General features: G+C 60.9%; 14 protein-coding genes and 7 pseudogenes. 9 read left to right on the top strand and 12 right to left on the bottom strand.

The genetic code is table 11. The features are described 5' to 3' along the window. Positions 1-71 precede the first annotated feature (71 nt). Positions 72-341: a hypothetical protein gene (locus KJQ96_RS24700; protein WP_213251435.1), complete on the top strand. Its 270-nt coding sequence runs from the start codon at positions 72-74 to the stop codon at positions 339-341. Positions 342-547: 206 nt separating this feature from the next. Here the strand turns inward: KJQ96_RS24700 and KJQ96_RS24705 are convergent, their stop codons facing one another. Then, positions 548-904 (bottom strand): hypothetical protein, encoded by a 357-nt coding sequence (locus tag KJQ96_RS24705; RefSeq protein WP_190241880.1) that lies wholly within the window; start codon positions 902-904, stop codon positions 548-550. Positions 905-2,033: 1,129 nt separating this feature from the next. On the opposite strand from KJQ96_RS24705, the pseudogene KJQ96_RS42115 reads away from it, so the two are divergent. After that, positions 2,034-2,251, top strand: a pseudogene (locus tag KJQ96_RS42115) (transposase); the annotation flags it as partial. Between the two features lie 455 nt (positions 2,252-2,706). Here the strand turns inward: KJQ96_RS42115 and KJQ96_RS40410 are convergent. Both KJQ96_RS40410 and KJQ96_RS40415 read right to left on the bottom strand, forming a co-directional pair. Beyond that, positions 2,707-2,878, bottom strand: a pseudogene (locus tag KJQ96_RS40410) (transposase domain-containing protein); the annotation flags it as partial. Continuing rightward, positions 2,872-3,025, bottom strand: a pseudogene (locus KJQ96_RS40415) (FAD-dependent oxidoreductase); the annotation flags it as partial. The pseudogenes KJQ96_RS40410 and KJQ96_RS40415, both read right to left, overlap by 7 nt. Before the next feature lie 701 nt (positions 3,026-3,726). Here KJQ96_RS40415 and KJQ96_RS24720 point away from each other — a divergent pair. From KJQ96_RS24720 to KJQ96_RS24740, 5 genes and pseudogenes are all read left to right on the top strand, one after another. Further along, a complete protein-coding gene (locus KJQ96_RS24720) occupies positions 3,727-3,957 on the top strand; it encodes a hypothetical protein (protein ID WP_249726345.1) in 231 nt (76 codons plus the stop codon). A 544-nt stretch (positions 3,958-4,501) separates the two neighbouring features. After that, positions 4,502-5,623, top strand: coding sequence for a TlpA disulfide reductase family protein (locus tag KJQ96_RS24725; protein ID WP_309142465.1), 1,122 nt, complete (start codon positions 4,502-4,504; stop codon positions 5,621-5,623). Positions 5,624-5,740: 117 nt separating this feature from the next. Continuing rightward, positions 5,741-10,474: a glutamate synthase large subunit gene (gene gltB / locus KJQ96_RS24730; RefSeq protein ID WP_213251433.1), complete on the top strand. Its 4,734-nt coding sequence runs from the start codon at positions 5,741-5,743 to the stop codon at positions 10,472-10,474. A gap of 100 nt (positions 10,475-10,574) precedes the next feature. After that, a pseudogene (locus KJQ96_RS24735) lies at positions 10,575-11,717 on the top strand (IS110 family transposase). Between the two features lie 560 nt (positions 11,718-12,277). Then, on the top strand, positions 12,278-12,628 hold the full coding sequence (locus KJQ96_RS24740; protein WP_213289047.1) for a hypothetical protein: 351 nt from the start codon (positions 12,278-12,280) through the stop codon (positions 12,626-12,628). 28 nt (positions 12,629-12,656) lie between these two features. Here the strand turns inward: KJQ96_RS24740 and KJQ96_RS24745 are convergent, their stop codons facing one another. The 8 genes and pseudogenes from KJQ96_RS24745 to KJQ96_RS41425 all read right to left on the bottom strand — a co-directional run bounded on the left by KJQ96_RS24745 (position 12,657) and on the right by KJQ96_RS41425 (position 18,247). After that, positions 12,657-12,803 carry a hypothetical protein gene (locus tag KJQ96_RS24745; RefSeq protein WP_213251432.1) on the bottom strand — a complete coding sequence of 49 codons (147 nt, stop codon included), beginning with the start codon at positions 12,801-12,803 and terminating at the stop codon, positions 12,657-12,659. Further along, positions 12,800-13,238, bottom strand: a pseudogene (locus tag KJQ96_RS24750) (helix-turn-helix domain-containing protein); the annotation flags it as partial. The pseudogene KJQ96_RS24750 and the gene KJQ96_RS24745, both read right to left, overlap by 4 nt. A 1,073-nt stretch (positions 13,239-14,311) precedes the next feature. Next, complete coding sequence (locus KJQ96_RS24755; protein WP_213251431.1) at positions 14,312-14,617, bottom strand: hypothetical protein; 306 nt, start codon at positions 14,615-14,617, stop codon at positions 14,312-14,314. Further along, the gene (locus KJQ96_RS24760) at positions 14,586-14,771 is read right to left on the bottom strand and encodes a hypothetical protein (RefSeq protein ID WP_213251430.1); all 186 of its coding nucleotides are present in this window, start codon (positions 14,769-14,771) and stop codon (positions 14,586-14,588) included. Before KJQ96_RS24760 ends, KJQ96_RS24755 begins: the two co-directional genes overlap by 32 nt. Before the next feature lie 443 nt (positions 14,772-15,214). Further along, positions 15,215-16,488, bottom strand: a pseudogene (locus KJQ96_RS24765) (IS256 family transposase). A gap of 200 nt (positions 16,489-16,688) precedes the next feature. Beyond that, positions 16,689-17,436 (bottom strand): annotated as a pseudogene (locus tag KJQ96_RS24770) (ParB/RepB/Spo0J family partition protein); the annotation flags it as partial. Positions 17,437-17,681: 245 nt separating this feature from the next. Next, the gene (locus KJQ96_RS24775) at positions 17,682-18,035 is read right to left on the bottom strand and encodes an ImmA/IrrE family metallo-endopeptidase (protein ID WP_213289039.1); all 354 of its coding nucleotides are present in this window, start codon (positions 18,033-18,035) and stop codon (positions 17,682-17,684) included. Positions 18,036-18,118: 83 nt separating this feature from the next. Further along, positions 18,119-18,247 (bottom strand): hypothetical protein, encoded by a 129-nt coding sequence (locus KJQ96_RS41425; RefSeq protein ID WP_256441656.1) that lies wholly within the window; start codon positions 18,245-18,247, stop codon positions 18,119-18,121. On the opposite strand from KJQ96_RS41425, the gene KJQ96_RS24780 reads away from it, so the two are divergent. Together KJQ96_RS24780 and KJQ96_RS24785 are read left to right on the top strand one after the other, a co-directional pair. After that, a complete protein-coding gene (locus KJQ96_RS24780; protein WP_249734472.1) occupies positions 18,247-18,774 on the top strand; it encodes an SAVED domain-containing protein in 528 nt (175 codons plus the stop codon). The genes KJQ96_RS41425 and KJQ96_RS24780 overlap by 1 nt on opposite strands. A 42-nt stretch (positions 18,775-18,816) precedes the next feature. Further along, on the top strand, positions 18,817-19,803 hold the full coding sequence (locus tag KJQ96_RS24785) for a hypothetical protein (protein WP_213251427.1): 987 nt from the start codon (positions 18,817-18,819) through the stop codon (positions 19,801-19,803). A 55-nt stretch (positions 19,804-19,858) separates the two neighbouring features. Here KJQ96_RS24785 and KJQ96_RS24790 read toward each other — a convergent pair whose 3' ends face one another. After that, on the bottom strand, positions 19,859-20,842 hold the full coding sequence (locus KJQ96_RS24790; RefSeq protein WP_213251426.1) for a hypothetical protein: 984 nt from the start codon (positions 20,840-20,842) through the stop codon (positions 19,859-19,861). Positions 20,843-20,961: the final 119 nt, after the last annotated feature.

Genomic DNA, 20,961 nt, shown 5'->3' on the forward strand with positions numbered 1-20,961 from the left:
AGCATGAGGCAATCAGGCAGTTCACGACTGTTCAGAGGCAGAGCAGCCACGTTGAACGATCGAGTACAGAGATGATGGACGCGAACGACATTCACATTCGATTCGATGCGCCCGCCATGCTTCGCAAATGGCCCTCCATAAACAATGAGCGCCGTGCAGACAGAAGCACCTATCTGCTGGCGGAAGGCACGCTGGACGACTGCATACGAAAGTTTATGACCAAGCCTGAGGCCACACGTCATCTTTACGAAATCCACACAGCGCCACAGCCTCCGCTCGTAACGGAAGTCTTGTCAGCCGATCACATCACGGAGCTCGCCAGATTCCGAAGTTTCCTCTGATCGGGATGTTCCTGTCGGCACTTCTGGGTCAGGCGAAGGTCAGCCTCAAAATCGATGTTCGGGGGACACGCACCGCGCAACGCACGCCGAATGAATTAGTCTCAGATCAAGGACAACAATTCCGCTTCGCCCTCGAAAGCAGAGCTGAGCGTAGGTGCCGCTTTCGTCCTTGAGACCGGCTGCCCGGAGCATAGGCTCTTATTCAATCAGAAGCGATCATGCAGCTGCCGGCTGCGCGTCTTGTCGCCGACCGTCTCAGCCACGAACTGTCCCGGTCCTCGCGGGGGGCCCTCGGGCTGCCGTCGCCCCATCGCCATGATGGCGGTGCCCATCGCGCTGGAGCTGAGGGTGATGATGAAGCCGAACAGGAGCAGCCCGAGCGCGATGCCGGGGGTGTTATCGGCCAGGATGAGGTCTCGTATGTTGCCGGGATTGAGCAGCATGAGGCCACCGACCAGGAGCACCGCCAGCGACACGCCCGCGGCAAAGTTGATCGCGAGCAGCCGGACCAGCGGCGCTTCGAAAACAAGGGACCTGGGCGGCGACGGCGCCTCTTCCTGCATGTCGTCCTCCATCGCAAGAAAGCTATCGCATTTTTCGACCGATCGACCGCCGGGTCGGCTGGTGAAAGAATCCGCTCGCGGCGTTCACACCATGCGACAATAAGCATCAGGCGGCCGACCGCTACCTCGCCGTCCTCGAAATTGCTTCTCCGAACGTCTGCACGGCCACCACACGCGCCGCTGCCAGACTGCCTCGTGGTCGCGTCCATCGAACCCGAATAGGGCCGCAGTGATCGCTTCCAGCGCTGTGCTCGGAATCAATCAAGGGTTGCTTGGTTGATGACCTCGGAGTTCTCGCAGAGTTTGGGCTTGACCGACGTCTATGCATCGACAAGGCTTCTGTAATGGTACTCAGTCGCGCCGTAACAATCAGTGTCTTCAAATAGACGCTGGACCAAATCGGGAGAATTGAAAACGAAAACTTGGCGACCGCCAGCTCCGTACCTGTGCGTCGATGTGGCTTACTCCCAACATAAAGGCAGCAAAGTCCACTCGGTCCCGTATTCTGGGGAGCTCTAATTTATGATATGAGACGGTCAATTTCCCACCCGCGCATTCACTCTTAAGCAAGGCCCATGAGCAACCGCACACGTTTGCAAGCTGCCCCCCGAGCGATCCAACGATCAGGCGCTCCTCGCCCTGCCCTCAGACGGCAAGGCGAGGTAAGCGGTACTGAACTTTCGCTCCTACTCAGTAGCCGGTAGTGCCGTGCGATTCTTCAAGGACCCTCGGCCGTTCTAGCCGCAACTATCGCATGCTGCGGTATGCTCCCAAACCGCATCGAAGAGTCGCGAATTTCTTTGGCCTTAGTCTCTCCCCTTGGCATCGGCGCTTTTTATCCGTAAGCCCAAGATCCTGTCGTGCGGCTCATGTTCAGCTCCTTCAAATTGGCCCCCTATTGCCCTATGGCGGGAAAGAGCAAGGGCGGTGCCAGCACGTCTCGCGCGCATTAAGCGCCTGATTGCGCGTTGAAACAGTTCGCGATGCGCAAATGGCGCGCGGTGTTGTGAAGCTCACAGGTTTTGTGTGCCCCTGTCAGAAACCGGACAAGGATCGAGAGGCTGGCGCAGCTGTACCTTGCCCACGGCCTTAATCCAGGTGAAGTTCGCTCTGGCCCAAAACAAGGACCATGAAGCGTAGCCGCTTTCGGAAGAGCAGATCATCGGGATTTAAAAGGAGCACGAGGCTGGCGTTTCGGCCGCGGATCTGTGTTGGAAGCACGGCGTCAGTGACGCCAATATCTACAAATGGAAAGCCAAGCTCGGCAGGATGGAGGTCTCGGAGGCCAAACGCCTGAAGAGGTTGGAGGACGAAAACACGTGGCTGAGGCGGCTGCTGTGGGATGCGACCGTGTTCTGCAAGATCCGGGATCGGCTGCTGGACGGCGATATCGCGGCCAAGTTCTTGTCACTGTGCTGAACCTGCCGCACGTGCGTGTGGCTCTTGTCCAGCGAACACTTCTCGGTCGATGGCACGCTGATCGAGGTCTCGGCCTCCGTGAAGAGCATCAAGCCGAAGGGCGGTTCGGGGAAGCCGACAGCGCAAGGCGGGGCTCAATGCTAAAGCCCCTCACTTGGATAAGCAACACTAAGCCCGCGGGGATGCGGCCAATCATGCTTAGCGGTTTATGCCGCACGTGGCGTAAGGCCGTATCGATCAGGGACGCGATGACGGCCGATGCTCGGCGCTGCCGTCCGAAGCGACGCAATAGTGCTCGGAGCCTGGGTATGCGATCGAAGCCTTCTACCCATTTCACCTTCTTCGCGAAAGTGTTTAGCTGAAGCCATTCAGGCTTTGAGGTTTCACGGTATGAGAGCATCGATCTGAGACATCGGCCAGCCCCGCGCGTCCGGTTCGAAAGTTTGTGTGAACCAGGCATGCGGATCGACGTCATTCATCTTCGCGCGTCTGCAGAACCGTGGCGATGGTCGCCCAGGTCCGGCCGCCACCATGGCTGTCCGCCGAGAGCGCATTTTCTTCATGACGAAGGAGTCGTTCAGCGTGTTCTTTGCAGAGCGTCAGATCGTTTGCCGTTGTGGGATCGCGGCGCGACTTCACCTGGAAGATCGCTTCCGCCGCAATTCGGCCGGAGGTCATCGCAAGATTCGGACTTCCGACATGCGCAGACCATCAAACACTGTGCTGCATGAAGCCTACTTGCCGACGGCCCGCCGGCGGCGGCGTACTCGCCGCGGGGGCTACGGCCCGCCATCCGTCGTTTTCCGGCGTGATGGCTCAACCCCGCAACAAGGCGCGTCATTTTGGTTGCATTCGCAACCGATAGACGCGGGAACCATGAAAGCCACTGTCCATCAGAAGATCACGGACCAGATCGTCAGTGACCTGCAACGACAATGGCCATTTCGATGAAAGCCGAGCATCGAGAAAGGCGCCATCTCGCGTCCTTGCGCCGCAACGGACTCCGTGTCGGGCACCAATATCGTGGTACCGTGGTCAGCGGCCGGCCGAAAAAGGAGACGCCGCCCGATCGCAGCGCGGAATTTCGTCGTGGCGTGTTTTCTAACCGAGATGCTGAAGCGAGCTGCTGCAAGGAATGAAACGATGCGGCCAATTGTAGAACGCAAACCCGTTATCCCGAAGGACGAAGGGACGACGGACTTGCGAAGGTATCGGTCTGAGGATCGATCAGCTCCCACAAAGCTCGCCGCGGGATCAGACGTCGATCGCGATGGTGATCTATAGCACCATCGCTTCAGTGAAGCAGGTCGATCCGCTTTTGATCAAGTCGGCGCGGACAATGGGAGCAACGCCGTAGCAATTCTTCCGCAAGGTCATCGTTCCTGCCGCGCTTCCGAGCATCTTTGTCGGCATTCGACTCGCCAGCGCGTCCGCAATGCTGGTGGGTTGCGTCCGAGATGGTCGGCGTGACGGCTGGTCTCGGCTATCTCATCATCAACAGCCAGTACAGCTTCCTGACCCCGCAAATGTATTTCGGCATCATTGGCATCACTGTGATCGGGCTTGCCTTCAATGCCGTTCTCAAGGCGCTGGAGCGGCGCTTTATGCGATGGAAGGCACCGGTGACGACATAAACAGGGCGGTACGAGCGGCTCCGATGCAACGACGTTGTCGCGATTTGCAACCTCATCGGCTAACGTTCAAGAAAAGCGTAACCGTCGGATCGCCGCGCTTTCTTTATGAAGCAGGAACACCGAGTAGGAGGAGCGCAATTGGACGGGCAGAGCGAGCGAGGCTCGTATTAACAGCTATTTGCCGGTTCTGCGCGACGGCGGTTACGGCAGCAATCATCAAAACATCAGGTGCGCGATCGTCATGATGGGCGGGGCACAAAACCCCACGGCCCGAAGCGCACGACCCGCGTCCGATGTCTGACATCGAACAAGGCCGCCAGCTACAAACGCACCGCCGTGTTGGGCCGCCGAGGCAATCTTAGGCCGAATCAGGTGCGTATGTGCGTTGGTAGTGCTGGCACGGTCGTTGCTACGGGAGCAACACGGTGTCAGGCGGAGTGCATGCAGACGCGCTCTCGTTCATTGAACTCGTGCCCCGTTTCTTAGAGACAAACGATCTCGCGCACGGTCGCGCGAAGGTTTGGGAATAGCTTTGGAGAACAACGTGATCCTTCGTATCGACTCGCCAGCTCCTCCGATGAGGGTGGAAAGCTGGGTGCGTGGCGAGCCCCTCACCAACTTTAAGCTGGGAACGCTGTATATTGTCGAGTTTTGGGCGACTTGGTGCCGCGGATGTGTGGCGGTGATGCCCCATCTCGCGGAACTGCAAGAAAAATACAAAAATAGCGCAGTTGAGGTCATCGCAGTTGCAGCTTCCGAGCGAGGCTCAACGGCCGAGGAGGCGCGAACGAACTTGGACGCGTGGTTGACCGAAAAAGGCTCCAAGCTGAATTTTCGGATCGCGTTCGATTACGCGGGAAAAATGAAGAAGCTTTGGATGGCGCCCAGTTTTTCTGCCACTATCCCTACGTCATTCGTCATCGACCGTGACGGTCACGTCGCCTTTATCGGTCACCCGATGCAACTGTATGACGTGTTTACAAAAATGTTAAACGGCACCTGGCGCACCAGCGATGAAGCCAAAGCAGCGGATGCGGAGCGAATCGCTGAAGCAGAATCTAGAATGCGCGAGAAAGCCCGGATGCAAGCGTTCTGGGCCAAACTTGGGCCGGCGCTGAAGGCGCAGGATTGGTCGACGGCGCTTTCGGCCGCTAAAGAGGGCGTTACAGTGACGCCGGACGACATCAGCGTTCGCGTAGTTCATGCGGATCTGCTCCTGCACAAAATCCATGACATGCAGACGGGGTTAACCGTTATGCGTCAATTGGCTCGCGATGCGATCGACAAAAAATCTGAGGACTGGATGGTCGGGGCGATCCGCCAACTCTTCGATCCAGCGGAGGACAACTCTGATTTCCCGCATTCTGATCGCTTTGCGATGGGCAAGGAGTTGGCCGAACACATCCTCGCGCTGAATTCTCCAGAAGGCAGCGCCCTCCCCAAGTTTCTGTCCTATGGGGCGGTCGCTCAGTATTATTACGAAAGCGGCAACAAGGATCGTGCGGTCGAGTTAGTCGAGTCGGCGGTGAAGTCGCTGGATAGCCCGGGGCGGCCAATGGGGGCTGAAGAGAAGGCGCACTACCTGCGGCTGTTGCTTAAGGCCTTGGCCAAGTACAAGGATGAGGAGGCAAAGCCGTTCTGGGGGACGAAGAACGCCTTGGCCTGAATTTAAGAAAATGCGGCTCGCAAGGACGAGCGGTGGCCCAAGAGCGGGTGCCGCGGAACGCCCAAGGTGCGCCGAAGATGGCGGTGAGGCAGCTTGCCGCATGGAGAGGACGAGGACATGAACGGGTCGCAATTCGAGCGCGCAAACATCATGGCAGAAGAGCTGTCGGCGACCGTCGCCTCGAAAACGACTGATCCGATTCAGGAACACAATTCGCGTCCGCCGGCCGAAGGCCTCTACGATCCGAGCCTGGAGAAGGATTCCTGCGGCGTCGGCTTCATCGCCAACATCAAGGGCAAGAAGTCGCACGAGATCGTCTCGGACGCGCTCAACATCCTTTGCAATCTCGAGCACCGCGGCGCGGTCGGCGCCGACCCGCGCGCCGGCGACGGCGTCGGCATTTTGGTGCAGATCCCGCACGCCTTCTTCAGCCGCAAGGCCGGGGAGCTCGGCTTTACGCTGCCGGCTCCGGGCGAATACGCCATCGGCGCGCTGTTCATGCCGCGCGACACCGCCTGGCGCAACGTCATCAAGAGCATCATCGCCGACCAGATCAAGGCGGAAGGCCTGACCCTGCTCGGCTGGCGCGACGTGCCGACCGACAACTCCTCGCTCGGCGTCACCGTGAAGCCGACCGAGCCCGCCTGCATGCAGGTGTTCATCGGCCGCAATGGCACCGCCAAGACCGAGGACGATTTCGAGCGCCATCTCTACATCCTGCGCAAGTCGATCTCGCAGGCGATCTACCAGCGCCGTGACCGCGGCCTCGCGGGCTATTACCCATGCTCGATGTCCTGCCGTACCGTGATCTACAAGGGCATGTTCCTCGCCGACCAGCTCGGCAAGTACTATCCCGACCTGCATGAGGCGGACTTCGAGAGCGCCCTGGCGCTGGTGCATCAGCGCTTCTCGACCAACACCTTGCCGGCATGGTCGCTGGCGCATCCCTATCGGATGATCGCGCATAACGGCGAGATCAACACGCTGCGCGGCAACACCAACTGGATGGCGGCGCGTCAGGCGTCCGTGAGCTCGGAGCTCTACGGCAAGGACATCAACCGGCTCTGGCCCATCTCTTATGAAGGCCAGTCGGACACCGCCTGCTTCGACAACGCCCTCGAATTCCTGGTGCAGGGCGGCTACTCGCTGCCGCACGCCGTCATGATGATGATTCCGGAGGCGTGGGCCGGCAATCCCTTGATGGATGAGAAGCGCCGCGCCTTCTACGAATATCACGCAGCCCTGATGGAGCCGTGGGACGGCCCCGCAGCGATCGCCTTCACGGACGGCCGCCAGATCGGCGCCACGCTCGACCGCAACGGCCTGCGGCCGGCGCGCTATCTCGTGACCAAGGACGACCGCATCGTGATGGCGTCCGAGATGGGCGTGCTGACGATCCTCGAGGACCAGATCATCACCAAGTGGCGGCTGCAGCCCGGCAAGATGCTGCTGGTCGACCTCGAACAGGGCCGCCTGATTCCCGACGACGAGATCAAGGCCGAACTCGCCAAGAGCCATCCCTACAAGGAATGGCTCGAGCGGACCCAGATCGTGCTGGAGGAACTGCCGAAGGTGCCGACCACCGGCGTGCGCTCCAACCTGTCGCTGCTCGATCGCCAACAGGCGTTCGGCTACAGCCAGGAAGACATCACCATCCTGATGACGCCGATGGCCTCCATTGGCGAGGAAGCCGCGGGCTCGATGGGCAACGACACGCCGATCTCGGCGCTGTCGGACAAGGCCAAGCCGCTGTTCACCTACTTCAAGCAGAACTTTGCGCAGGTCACCAACCCGCCGATCGACCCGATCCGCGAGGAGCTGGTGATGAGCCTGGTCTCGATCATTGGACCGCGGCCGAACCTGTTCGACCTCCAGGGCCTTGCCACCACCAAGCGTCTTGAAGCGCGGCAGCCGATCCTGACCGACGCGGATCTGGAAAAGATCCGCTCGATCTCGGACGTGGCCGAATCCCACTTCAAGTCGCGCACGCTCGACACCACCTTCCACGCCGGTCTCGGTGCGGCCGGCATGGACCAGGTGCTCGACGAGCTCTGCGCACGCGCCGAAAGCGCGGTGCGCGAGGGCGTCAAAATCATCATCCTGTCCGACCGCATGGTCGGCTCCGACCGCGTGCCGATTCCGTCGCTGCTCGCCTGCGCCGCCGTGCATCATCATTTGATCCGCACCGGCCTGCGCACCTCGGTCGGCCTCGTCGTCGAATCCGGCGAGCCGCGCGAAGTGCATCACTTCGCCTGCCTTGCCGGCTACGGCGCAGAGGCGATCAACCCATACCTCGCGTTCGAGACCATCATCGCGATGAAGGACCGCCTGCCCGGCTCGCTCGACGACTACGAGATCGTCAAGCGCTACATCAAATCGATCGGCAAGGGCCTGCTCAAGGTGATGTCCAAGATGGGCATCTCGACCTACCAGTCCTATTGCGGCGCCCAGATCTTCGATGCCGTCGGCCTCAAGGCCGACTTCGTCGCGAAATTCTTCGCCGGCACCCATACCCGCGTCGAGGGCGTGGGTCTCGCTGAGATCGCCGAAGAGGCCGTGCGCCGCCATGCCGACGCGTTCGGCGAGGCGCTGGTCTACAAGACCGCGCTCGACGTCGGCGGCGAATATGCCTATCGCAGCCGCGGCGAGGACCATGCCTGGACCGCGGAATCGGTGGGCCTGCTCCAGCATGCCGCGCGCGGCAATTCGCTGGAGTGCTATCGCGCCTTCGCCAAGATCCTGAACGAGCAGTCCGAGCGGCTGCTGACGCTGCGCGGCCTGTTCCGGGTCAAGAGCGCGGAGGAAGAGAAGCGCAAGCCGGTGCCGCTCGACCAGGTCGAGCCGGCCAAGGACATCGTCAGGCGTTTCGCCACGGGCGCGATGAGCTTCGGCTCGATCTCGCGCGAGGCGCACACCACGCTCGCGATCGCCATGAACCGAATCGGCGGCAAGTCCAATACCGGCGAAGGCGGCGAAGAGGCCGATCGCTTCAAGCCGATGCCGAACGGAGATTCCATGCGCTCGGCGATCAAGCAGGTCGCCTCGGGCCGCTTCGGCGTGACCACGGAGTATCTCGTCAACTCCGACATGATGCAGATCAAGATGGCGCAGGGCGCCAAGCCCGGCGAAGGCGGCCAGCTGCCCGGCCACAAGGTCGACGCGACCATCGCAAAGGTCCGGCATTCGACGCCCGGAGTCGGCCTGATCTCGCCGCCGCCGCACCACGACATCTACTCGATCGAGGATTTGGCGCAGCTCATCTACGACCTCAAGAACGTCAACCCGACGGGCGACGTCTCGGTCAAGCTCGTCTCCGAGATCGGCGTCGGCACGGTCGCCGCAGGCGTCGCCAAGGCACGCGCCGACCATGTCACCATCGCCGGCTTCGAGGGCGGCACCGGCGCTTCGCCGCTGACCTCGATCAAGCACGCCGGCAGCCCCTGGGAAATTGGTCTCGCCGAAACCCACCAGACGCTGGTGCGCGAGCGGCTGCGCAGCCGCATCGTGGTCCAGGTCGACGGCGGCTTCCGCACCGGGCGTGACGTCGTGATCGGCGCGCTGCTTGGCGCCGACGAGTTCGGCTTCGCCACCGCGCCGCTGATCGCGGCCGGCTGCATCATGATGCGCAAGTGCCATCTCAACACCTGCCCGGTCGGCGTCGCGACCCAGGACCCGGTCCTGCGCAAGCGCTTCGCCGGCCAGCCCGAGCACGTCATCAACTACTTCTTCTTCGTCGCCGAGGAAGTCCGCGAGATAATGGCGTCGCTCGGCTTCCGCACCTTCAACGAGATGATCGGCCAGACCCAGCTGCTCGACCAGACCAAGCTGGTCGCGCACTGGAAGGCCAAGGGCCTCGACTTCTCGAAGCTGTTCGTGCGGCAGAAGGAAGAGAAGGGCCAGAAGATCTACCATTCCGAGCGCCAGAACCATCATCTGGAAGCGGTGCTGGATCGCGCGCTGATCGAGAAGGCCACGCCCGCGCTCGATCGCGGCGCGCCGGTCAAGATCGAGGCAGGGATCAACAGCACCAACCGTTCCGCCGGCGCGATGCTGTCGGGCGCGGTCGCCAAGATCTACGGCCATGCCGGGCTGCCGCATAACACGATCCATGTCAGCCTCAAGGGCACCGCGGGCCAGGCCTTCGGCGCCTGGCTGGCGCAAGGCGTCACTTTCGAGCTCGAAGGCGAAGCCAACGACTATGTCGGCAAGGGCCTCTCCGGCGGCAAGATCATCGTCAAGCCGCCGAAGAACAGCAGCATCGTGCCGGAAGAAAGCATCATCGTCGGCAACACCGTGATGTACGGCGCCATTCAAGGCGAGTGCTACTTCCGCGGCGTCGCTGGCGAACGATTTGCCGTGCGCAACTCGGGCGCGGTCGCCGTGGTTGAAGGCGCGGGCGATCATTGCTGCGAATACATGACCGGCGGCATCGTGGTCGTGCTCGGCAAGACCGGACGCAACTTCGCGGCCGGCATGTCCGGCGGCATCGCCTATGTGCTCGACGAGAGCGGCAATTTCGACAGATTGTGCAACCTCCCGATGGCCGAGCTCGAGCCGGTGCTGTCGGAAGAGCTGATCAACGCCGGCACCTATCATCACTCCGGTGACCTCGAGGCGCATGGCCGGGTCGACGTGTTCAAGAACCTGCTCGACTCCGACGTCGAGCGGCTGCACGTCCTGATCTCGCGCCACGCCAAGGCGACCGGCTCCAGGCGCGCTGCCGACATCCTTGCCAATTGGAAGGGCTGGCTGCCCAAATTCCGCAAGCTGATGCCGGACGAGTACCGGCGTGCGCTGCGCGAAATGGCCGCCAACGCGGACGCCGAGCCGAAAATCGCGATCAGGGCGTAGGCAATCACACCCCATCATTGCAAGCGCAGCGAAGAGAGTGGATAGCGACCAGATCTGGCCATACTGAAGTTGCGAGAAACCACCCAACATCGAGACGACGATGTTGCTCGATCATCCTCCCGACGGACCGACCGCTATCAGGACGCAGTTTGGCGCAATTTTTGTGTTTTGGAACTGAGCCGTTCGACGTGGCTGGTCACGTCGCCTTCGCCCGGGAAGGGCGAGAAGATGTCCAGGCTTAGCGTCACAGGGGCGAGCCGGCTGAGCTGATGAAACTGTTTGCGGAACTCAAGCGCAAGGCGGCGGCCCGAACCGGTCAGACCAATCCGATCGTCAGGATTCAGGAGGCGGGGCTTGACGGGTTCTGGCTGCACCGGGTTCTGCAACAGGAAGGCATTGAGAGCCACGTGGTCGATCACGAATCGATTGCGACCTCCCGGCGCCGGAGGCCGGCCAAGGCGGACAGGCTGGATGGCGAGGCGCTGTTGCGGGCGCTTCTGGTCTACAAGCGCGCGAGCCACGGGTCTGTGCGATGGTGGCGGCATCTTCACCTGAAGAGGAAGATCGCCGCAGGGTTTGCCGCGAATGGCAGACATTGATTGCTGAACGGATCGCGCATCGAACCGGATCAAGGGCCTTCTGTTCGCCCAGGGCATATCCGATTGCGCGCCGCTGCGGCAGGACCGGCGGGCGCGGCTTGAAGCATTGCGCACTGGAGACGCTCGGGCGTTGCCGTCGCATTTGGAAGATGCAAATCAGCCGTAAGCTGCATCGTCTCGAACTTCTGCTCGAACAGATCAAGACCGTGGAAGTCGAGCAGGATGCGTTGTTGGCTGCTGCCGAAAAGCCTGGGACTGAGACGACGGGGCCGGCCCCGATGACCATGCTGTTGGCATTGAAGGCGATGGGTCCCAACTTTGCAGCCGCTCTCTGGTCGGAGGCCTTCTACTGGCAGTGCTTCAACCGCCGCCAGCTTGCTGCTTATGCGGGACCCGCGCCGACGCCCTGGCGCAGCGGCGGCATCGAGCGGGAGCAGGGCGTGTCCAAAGCCGGCAGTCCACGGCTGCCAACCACGATGATCCAGCTCGCTTGGTTGTGGCTGCGGCACCAGCCGCAATCGGCGCTGGCTCGCTGGTTCAAGACGCACAGCCAAGGCGGTCGCAAGACCGCAATCGTTGCGCTGGCGCGCAAGTACGTGACGGCTGGTGTTGTGATCGAGGCAGCCGTGATGAAGAGCGTCTGAGATCAAAGCTTCTCTCGTAAGGAAACAAATCCGCCGCGGCCCGATCAGGCTCGGCCGATCCGGGTGGACGAACCGATGGATTGCATGGCTTCAAACGCCGCAATGAAGAATGGCCTCGTCCTCTCGAGCTTGCCCGCCGCAAGCGGAATTATGGTGCAGTCGCCCCCCTGACCGAATGTGAGTTTGATCTGGCACGTAAACCACATCGCCAAACCGGCTCGAATTTTGGATCGCTGACGATAAGGAGTTCTCCGGCCCAGTTACGCCCGACCACGAAAGCCTGATGGCGCTCTCGATCACGTCAAGGTCAAGCCGCTTCGCGGCGGCCGTACGGGCCAACCTTGACCTGATCTCCGCGCGCGATCTCCATAGCCAACGGGTTGGGACGAAGAGCTGGCCTGCAATCGAACAAAGAGCTGACAAACCGTATTGACGCACCACTTCCCCATGTGAGCAATCCATACTTTCTCATCGGATACACGGGATTACTTCGTCCGTTCCCTCGCAATGACGATGAGGAACAAACAGAACGAACTTAAGCGGCAGGTACTTCGGGTTTAATGGGCAAGATCACGGGTTTTCTCGAAATCGAACGGCACGACCGCAAGTACGCCCCGGTCGCCGAGCGGGTGAAGCATTTTCACGAATTCGTCGTTCCCTTGAGCGAAAAGGATCCGCGCGAGATGCTCAATGAATACGACGCCGTTGCGCTGACCGGCGGCGCGGAAGCTCCGCGCGACCTGTCGATCCCCGGCCGCGATCCGAAGTCACCGCTCGACGGATCTCCAGTCCGCGAGAAGGCGACCGCGCCTATGAGGCTCGACCGTCGGCGTCTCAGCGGACCCCGCCGCGCCGCCCTCCGAGCGATACGGCGGCGATGTGGAGGGCATTGTCGGCACCGTGCGGCATAGGGGGCTCGCTGAGCACCGCCCCTGGCGGTTACGTAAGCGGCGGTTCGGCAATGCCGCCTTCTTCGAACTGTCCGGCGTGCGGCAACGAGCCTTCTTCTGGTGATGCCGGAGACGCGGCGTGCGGCTTGATCGCGGCAAAGAAGTGGCCGCCGCCGAAGCCGGTTCGGTCGGTCACGTCGCTGGGGACAACGTTAGTAGGGAGAAAGGCCAGGCGTCGAGATTGTGCAGGCTTGCCGGTTGCGGAGCACGATCTGGCGGGCGCCGGAGAAGCCCAAAATGCCCTGCGCGTGAAGCTGTGACAGCGCGCGCGACACGGTCTCCAGCGTGAGGCCGAGATAATCGCCGATGTCGCGCCGGCACATCGGCAGCGCCATCATGCCGGCGACGGCCAGGCGGCGGTCCATTTCGAGCAGGAAGTTGCAACGCGCTCCATCGCGGTCTTGCGTCCCAGCAAGAGCATGTGATCCTCGGCATGGCGCAGCTCGCCGGCCGTGATGCCCCACAGCTTGCGTGCGACCAGTACGTCAGTGCCGGCCGCCTTTTCGAGGCTCGCGCGCTTCACGAGCCGTACGGTGGCGTCGATGATGGCTTCGGCCGCAAGGCGGTGCCGACGCGAATTGCTGTAACTGAAGCGCAACCTTCGCTTCGAAAGAGATGCTTGCGTAAAGTGGTAGTCTTAGAAATCATCGTGAACTTGCGAGCAAGCGTGCACATCGGATCCGAGGGCTTTCTCATCACCTGGCTGAGATCGATGGCCTTCAAGAGGGCGGTCCGGTCGTCCTTTTTCTTCCGGTAACCTGCGGAAGAATTCCCGCCAGAACCAGGATCACGGACGGGCCGACCTTGGTATCGAGTTTCCAGCCTACCGTACCTTCCAGCCATCTTTCGTTTCGTTCCTAGCAGGCTGAATACGGCAGGTATCGAAAAGACGTTCTCCCGTCCAACGGGTATCCAAGCACCCGCAATCACCTTGGGGAGCCGCAACATACATGCAGGAAATAGGAAGCGCGCTAAAATCCGAACGCCACACCGGGCTTGTTCACATATGGATCGGGGGCGAATTCTTGCCCGGCTCAATCGGTTAATGGACGCGACATGACAATTATTAAACATCCAGCCCGGAGTCTCAGATCCGTCGATCCGCCGCGCCAAGCGCGCCCGGGCAGTTGGATTTCTGGCTGTAAGCCATTGATCTATAATGATCGGGTTTCGACTCAGTTGGAAAAATTCTCGCGAAAAATCGATGATGGAAGCGTGCTCTTAATCAGCGGGTCCCAGGTTCGAGCCCTGGTGCGCCCACCGCCCTCGAGAGGCTGGCCCGCAAGGGCTTTTTAATTCCTCCACAGAACAAACCGGGTCTCGTGCGACGTTTTTTGTAGTCGTACGTCGCACGCCGTGCGACGAGTGGTGATGTTCTCGGAGTGTTCCGGATGGAATCCGGTACGCAGGGGACCGTCGATGCGGATCGTAGGGAATGTCACCATCCGAAAGGATGCGGAGCGCCGCGCGCAGTCGAGTGTGCTTGACCAGCTGCTGGAGCCGATGGCCGGCTGTGGGAATTACAATCACAGCGCCCAACTCGGGATAGGGCCGCGTTGGCCGCTCCCGAATATTAACGCGCCGAGCACCACAGCATCGTGCAGGGCTACAAGGCCGCCGAAATGAGATTGGGCCGGTCGGCGATCAGCCCTTCATCCCTTCCTTGCGAACCTGCAATTCAAGCCGATCGATGCCGGAATCTGCGCGATCCGCATTGCGGGCGCGGTAATGCTTCACGATAGTCTGCGCGCTTCGGTACGAGTGCCCGGTGATGTCGCAGATCGTCAGCAAGTCGCAGCCGGCGCGATCGAGCAGCATGACGCAGGTATCGCGCAGGTCCTGGTCGTGTTTTTGGTCAAGTTCGCCGGCGCCGTTGACGAACATCAGCGCAGGGCACGGCTTCAGACGCCATGCTGCCTCATCGCGTGCTGTCGCGCGCCGCCTGCGCATTCAGCCATTCCGTCAACACACGCTTGCGCTGATCGACCGCGCGGGCGCGCTGCGCCTTGTTCTCTTCATCGAGCGGGAAAGGCGCGAACAGCCTGTCGACGGTTCTGATCAGTTCGGTGGTCAGTCGCTCCGCGCGGACGATTGCCTGGCGCACGGTAACACGTGCGAGACATAGAAACTTTTGTGATGGGATCTAATAGCCAGCCTGCCGCGCGAGCGGGAACGGCGGCAATAAGATCTATGCTGGGCGGGCGGCTATGAGCATGGCGAGACTCTGAGCCCAGGCCCGCTGCGGTGCGCATCGGTCACGATTTCGCCTCGCCCTGCCGACTGAAGCTTCTTCTACCTCACATCCAGACCGCCCTGGCGCGGCCGCTCGCCGCCCCAATTCCGCTCGATCAGCCTTCGTAACATACGAGCATCCAGCTCTGAACATGGCTTGTCTTCAATCGCAGCTGAGGTTCGCCGGCATGACAATTGCAAATCTCAAAGCATCGAGCCAGGTGCTCGTGAAATCGTAACCCCCGACAGGATCACAAATGGGGGATGTCCCGATCGCTGTTGAACTACGTCGGGCTGACGTTGCCGGAATGAATGTTACGCGGCCCTCGTGACGTGGGCAACGGGGTTGATCGTCATGCGATTGTGGCGAGCTTGAAGGGCCGCACGCAGAACCGACAATTGCTTATGCGCCTTCAATCGTCTGAAGCCCTTGTTGGCCTCGATCATGCCGGCCGCGACCCATCGCAAGGCCATACCGGCATCTCGCCAGCGTTTGACGTTGCGCGTGACGCGGCGAATGGTGTCCATCATGTTCTCGGCGATGTTGGTACAAGCGAGCGATCGACGAAGCTCCTTCGGCAGCTTCAACCGGACCAGTCAGGATTTCGTCGAGGCCTTCGAGGATGCTCGCCGCTACGCCGGGCCATTGCTGGTCCAGGCGACGCGCGAGATTGCGGATCAATTTTTCAGCCTTGTCGGCGTCATCGAGCTCCCAGGCCTGGCGCAGCACCCGACGGGTGGCCGCATGATGCTCTTTCGGCAGGCGTTCCATGATGTTGCGCGCCTTGTGGATCTGGCAGCGCTGGATCGCAGCGGCCGAACCGAAGGTGAGGCGGATCGCCTTCGACAACGCCTTCGCGCCGTCGGCGATGAACAGTCTTGGCACCGTCGGGTCGAGCCCGCGCGAGACCAGGTTGTCCAGCAGGGACCTGAACCGTTGCGGCATTCTCGGTCGCCCCTTCCACCAGCGCCAGCGGATGCTTGTTGCCTTCGCCGTCAACCCCGATCGCGGCGACCAGCACGAGATCGTCGCCGAGATGCAGCCCGTCGATTTGGATCACCAGAAGGTCGAGTGCGGACAGATCGGCAGCCATGAAGTCGGCCAGCCGCGCCGCCGACAGCGCTACGAACCTCCGCGAGGCCGCCGACTTCGAAATCCCCGATCCGGGCGGTGCCGGCACGTCACCCTCGGGCAGCCGGACAGCGCGGCCGAACCGGCGCGTCGATACATTGATCAGCATCAGGTTCATCGCCCAGCGACCGAGCCAGTCTTCCTCCGCCGCCGTTTCCCAGCTCGGGATCGTGACCTCGCGGCCGTCCACGTCCCGGACCCGCGGGCGCTCGACCACGATCTTGCCGCCGTGGAAGCCGATCCGTCCCCGCGTTCGGCCCCAACGATGCGCCCGCCGCGCCGTATCGCGACCGTGGCGCGGCCCGCAGGCCGCCGTCACATCCGCCTCCATCATCGTGCCGAGCGCCTCGATCCCCGCCGCAAGGCAGAACCGATCGAAGCTCGCCCGTACTTCCGCAAACGTTTCGTCCACAGCCCCGGTCGCCGGCCAACCAGCCGGTGTGATATCTCTCGTTATGGCGTTGCTCTCCTTTGTGGAATCAGCACCCCGAGCCTATCGGCTCAAGGGGGGCAACGCCGACCTCTTCAGAAATTCAACAGAACCCGGGACATCCCCACACCAACATGATCACCAATTTTGTATAGCCACCACATTGATTTCATCCATTTTCAGTCACGTTATTCTCTTATCTGGCCGGGAAGGTCGGAACGGATGCCGGTAATCAGCGCAGCGGGAATGTTGCCGCCCGCTTCCGTGTAGGCTTCCGCGCCGATAAAGACCGCGGGCCGGTCCGTTGCCGCCACATTGGTCTTGGTCAGGTCGCGGCGGATGATCCACGGCTCGCGGTTGTAGGACAGGTTTTCATAAACCTGCTCCTGCCGTGCATGATCCTGGGTGATGGCGAAGGCCATCAATTGGTCCAAGGTCAGGTCGCCGTCGCGGTAAACCTGCATCTGATTGGGGCTGACAGCGCCAAGGCGTAGCCTCTGCTTCACCACATGCGGGGTGACGCCGAACCGGGCCGCGATTCCTCGGCTCCCCATCCGTGATTGTCCGCAAGCTCGCGGAAACGCTCGAACTCGTCGGCAGGGTGAAGGTTCTCGCGCGTGACGTTCTCGTCAAGGCTGATCTCGGCGGGGTCGTTGGCCGTGTCGATGACGCAGCGGATCGGCTCCGTCTTCTTGATCTCCTTGCGCTTTACGCGCAGAAGCTCCGCCAGCCGACGGCCTTCACCGACACTCACAAGAAAGAAGCCGGTCCGCTCGCCTTCGCCGTCACGCTCCGGCTCCACCACAAGGTTTTGCAGCATCCCTTTGGCGGCGATGCTCGCGGCCTTCGCCTCGATGGACGCATCGCTGTGCGGGGTCTTCCGGGCGTTCTTCGGGTGCTTCTTGAGCTTGTTGAGGGGGATGAAAACCGTCGTGCCATTTTCAACGGTCGGGTGTTGTTCGCATTCGTGGTCATGGTCTTTCTCCTATGGGCTTGGGTTGGAGCGCAGCGCTGCGCTGCAACCCTGCCCGTCGGCGAGACCGGGTAGCAGAGGGCAAGAGCGGCCGGGCGGAGGGGGATCGCCGCTCGCAGGTCTGTGAAGTCGATCCATTTGCGGACCGCGGCCAATAGATAAACACCGTAGCGATTGGTGACATGATTCAAAAGCGACCACGTGATCTGCCTGCCGCTCACTTGCTGGCGGTAATCGTCGATCGGCATCAGCAGAAACGACGCAAAGGTGTCTGCTTCTCGCGCTCTCTGTCTGACTCCTTCCATTTGTTGCTCTGCAAAGGCGAGCATTCGAAGTCCAGGCCTATCGGGCTCGCGCCGTTCGCGTAGTCGGCCGCCGTCAATGGCCGGCGGTGCATGACGTAGTGCCCGAACTCGTGCGCCAACGTGAAGCGTTCCCGGCCTGGATATCGCGTCGTCGTATTGAAGAGGATTCGCCACGCCGGCTTCTTCCGGCTGGCGCGCAGCATGCCCTCGAACCCGTTGATTTCGATCCCCTCGATTCGGCTGATGGGATCTTCGAAGTTCTTCGAAACCTCCATGGCAAGGGCTTTGACGTCCACGGGGAAGCGGTCTTCACCAAGAACCGTTCGCAGCAGGACGGAAAAGTCGTTCGCTGCCTTTTTGGGCCGCTTCGATAAATGCATCAATCGTCCTCATCGTGGAGGATCTTCAACATCTCGCGCAGGCGCTCCTTGCTTCGTGGATTCATGCGCTGATACTTCCGAAAGAACGCCGTATCGGTTGCGTCCTCCTGGGTTGGCGCCGGTGCCATTGACGTTCCTGACGGGCGTGCTGATCGACGACGAGACGTCGACACTTATCTTCGATTGGAACCGCCATCAGCAAAAATGGCGTCCTCTGGATGCGGCCGACGACCAAAAGCGTTTTGCCATTGATGGAATCGATGAGGGCGCGGCTGGCGCTGAAGAAGTCGCTCTGCTTGTTTCCGTGTCGTATCAGGTTCATGCGGTCGGCGTCGCCAAGAAGCTCGCCGGCATTGCGCAGATATCCTTGTCCTTGGACGGTGGTCTTCCGGACAGCCATTGGTCAGAAGACAAGCAGCGAGCACTGGGTCAGCAGTTTCTTGAAACAGCGATCCGCTTAGGTAACCTGGGCATCCGTCGCATCCATCGTTTTCTGGCAGCCCAGAACAGCGTCGTTTTCCGTTTCGGATGCCTGTACGACAAGCGCAACCTCCCCGAATTGATCGTGTATCAGTACCAAAGGGAAGCGAACCCGCCTTACCCGTGGGGTATTCTCATGCCCGTCAGCGGACGCCTCAAGCCCGAAATCATCTGATAAGAGATCCCCATCGGCCTGAGAGATGATCGGCGAACGTCCATGAATGAGCGCGAGGTATCTGAACTCTGGAAGCAAGCCATTCTGGCAAAGCTCTATGAGCGGCAGCCACGCCCTGTTGACGTCGCGGTCGATGACGCGAATGCCGCCGCAAAAGCGACCGTTCCAGACGAGAACGAACTGTTCGATGCCATCATGGATGACCTACGACGCGATGGCTTGATCACGCACAGCACGCAACGCGCGCCGGAAGGAATGGTCTTCGACGCGAAATTGACGGCCACGGGAATCAAGCACTACGAGAAAACCCATCTCTCGGCCGCACCACGCAATGCGCCCATTCTTGCCGCGCTGGATCGGATCCGCGACATTTTGATCGGCGTCGCGACCGGCGGGCCAAGAATTCAGCAGGTCGACGCGGAGTACCGCACGCTCTTCGGGGAGCTCAGCGATCAACTCACCGCTCAGGGCATAGAGAACCCAGTTCCGTTTTCCGATCTTTGGCAGTGGTATGGCCGCTGGAGCAGTGGCGACCTTCCAAGCTATCAGTCACGCCGCCAATTCATCGCCGAGTTGATCGATCCCCTTGCTGCTCGGCTTCGCTCTGGACGCGCGCCCGCTGTCATTTCTCCTACGGGCTGGAGTCTTGTCGACCAGCAGATCGGCATTGCTCGCAAGAAGCTGGAAGCCGCGCAGACTGAGGTTGAATATCAGAGCGTGGGACTCGTCTGCCGTGAGGCCCTTCTTTCACTAGCCAAGGAAGTCTTCGTGGCCGCGCGACACCCGATCCTCGACGGCAAGGCCGTTGGTCCTTCAGACTTCAAGAGGATGATAGAGGCGTATATCGCTGTCGAGCTTGCAGGCGGTGCGGTCGAGGAACTCAGAAAGCACGCGCGCTCGGCCCTCGATCTTGCCAATCACACCACGCACACGCGAACCGCTGGTTTCCGAGATGCGGCGATAAGCCTGGAAGCGACGGCCTCCGTCGTGAACATTATTGCGATCGTCTCCGGGCGACGCGATCCATAACCAGCGTGCTTTATGGCTTCCTCCTGAGAAGGGCAAAGGGAAGGACCGACGGCTGTCAGTCTGGCTTTTCTTCGAACGGATCCCCCTCAGTCCAGGACTCGACATTTTCGACATGCGCATCCCAAAATGCGGAAAGCGTTTCGATATCCTGAGGCAGCAGCCATGCGGCCTCGAGATTGTCGAAGTGATTGAACTGGGGGATGGGTAGCAACCCGCTCGATCCCTCCCACAGGATGGGGCCGTATATCGCAGCCGCAGCGCGGCAAATGCCCTCATGGCAGCGCGCAAGCTTGTCGAGAGAAAAGCCGTTCTGACCGTCCAACAAAGTACTGCGCGAATGCTCGTCGGCGGCGTGAGCAATGAACTTGTTGCCGAACTCGGCAATGTCTTGCCACCCGCTTTTAGTCAGCATGGCCTCTATTTTGTCGAAGACGTCATCAGCGATGACATCACTCGGCGACCGCTGATCGTGCGCAACGCCGGACAACTTGTCGAACCGTTCGTGGACCATTTGCGAAACTGACCACGCCTGTGGTCCTGTTGTCGGCAACCACTGTGTATGGACGCCACCGCCCCGTTTGACGAGGCTCTCCATATAGGCGCGTTCGCCGGGTTCTGGATTATATGGCAGGCCATCGTAGGCGACATAATTCTCTCGCGTGATGAGTTCGCGGTGTGCCTTGATGTCATCGAGCACTCGGCGCAATGAGATGACCTGCCGTGCAGGCTTCGACGCCGCCTTGTCCATCAGCCTGCGGATCGACAGAGTCTGCACGGCGACGAAGCCTTGATCCATGAACTGGGCGATGGACCAGTTTCGCGCCGACGACTTGTAGCCGCCCAACCGTGACAGTCGCCGGGATTCATTTGTCACCCGAAAGACTGCGTCGTTCCAAAGCATCGCTGTGATCTGTTTCGAGACGGCGTGGTCCGGGTCGCCTGCAAGCATGTAGAGCCATCCGGTGCGCTTCTCTCGATACTGCCTGAGTCGACTCTTGTCAGCCACATCGCAATCGTCAATGCCGTACTGGAAATTCATGCTGATTCGCACCCACGAGCCGTTCATCCAAAGTTGAGTCTTATTGGACAATTCACGCGGGCGTTTGTCATCTGTGGAATAAGGGCATGGAAGCGCTCCCGCGCCCGAGCTCAAGGCTG

Source organism: Bradyrhizobium sp. sGM-13, assembly GCF_018398875.1.
Taxonomy (GTDB): Bacteria; Pseudomonadota; Alphaproteobacteria; order Rhizobiales; family Xanthobacteraceae; genus Bradyrhizobium.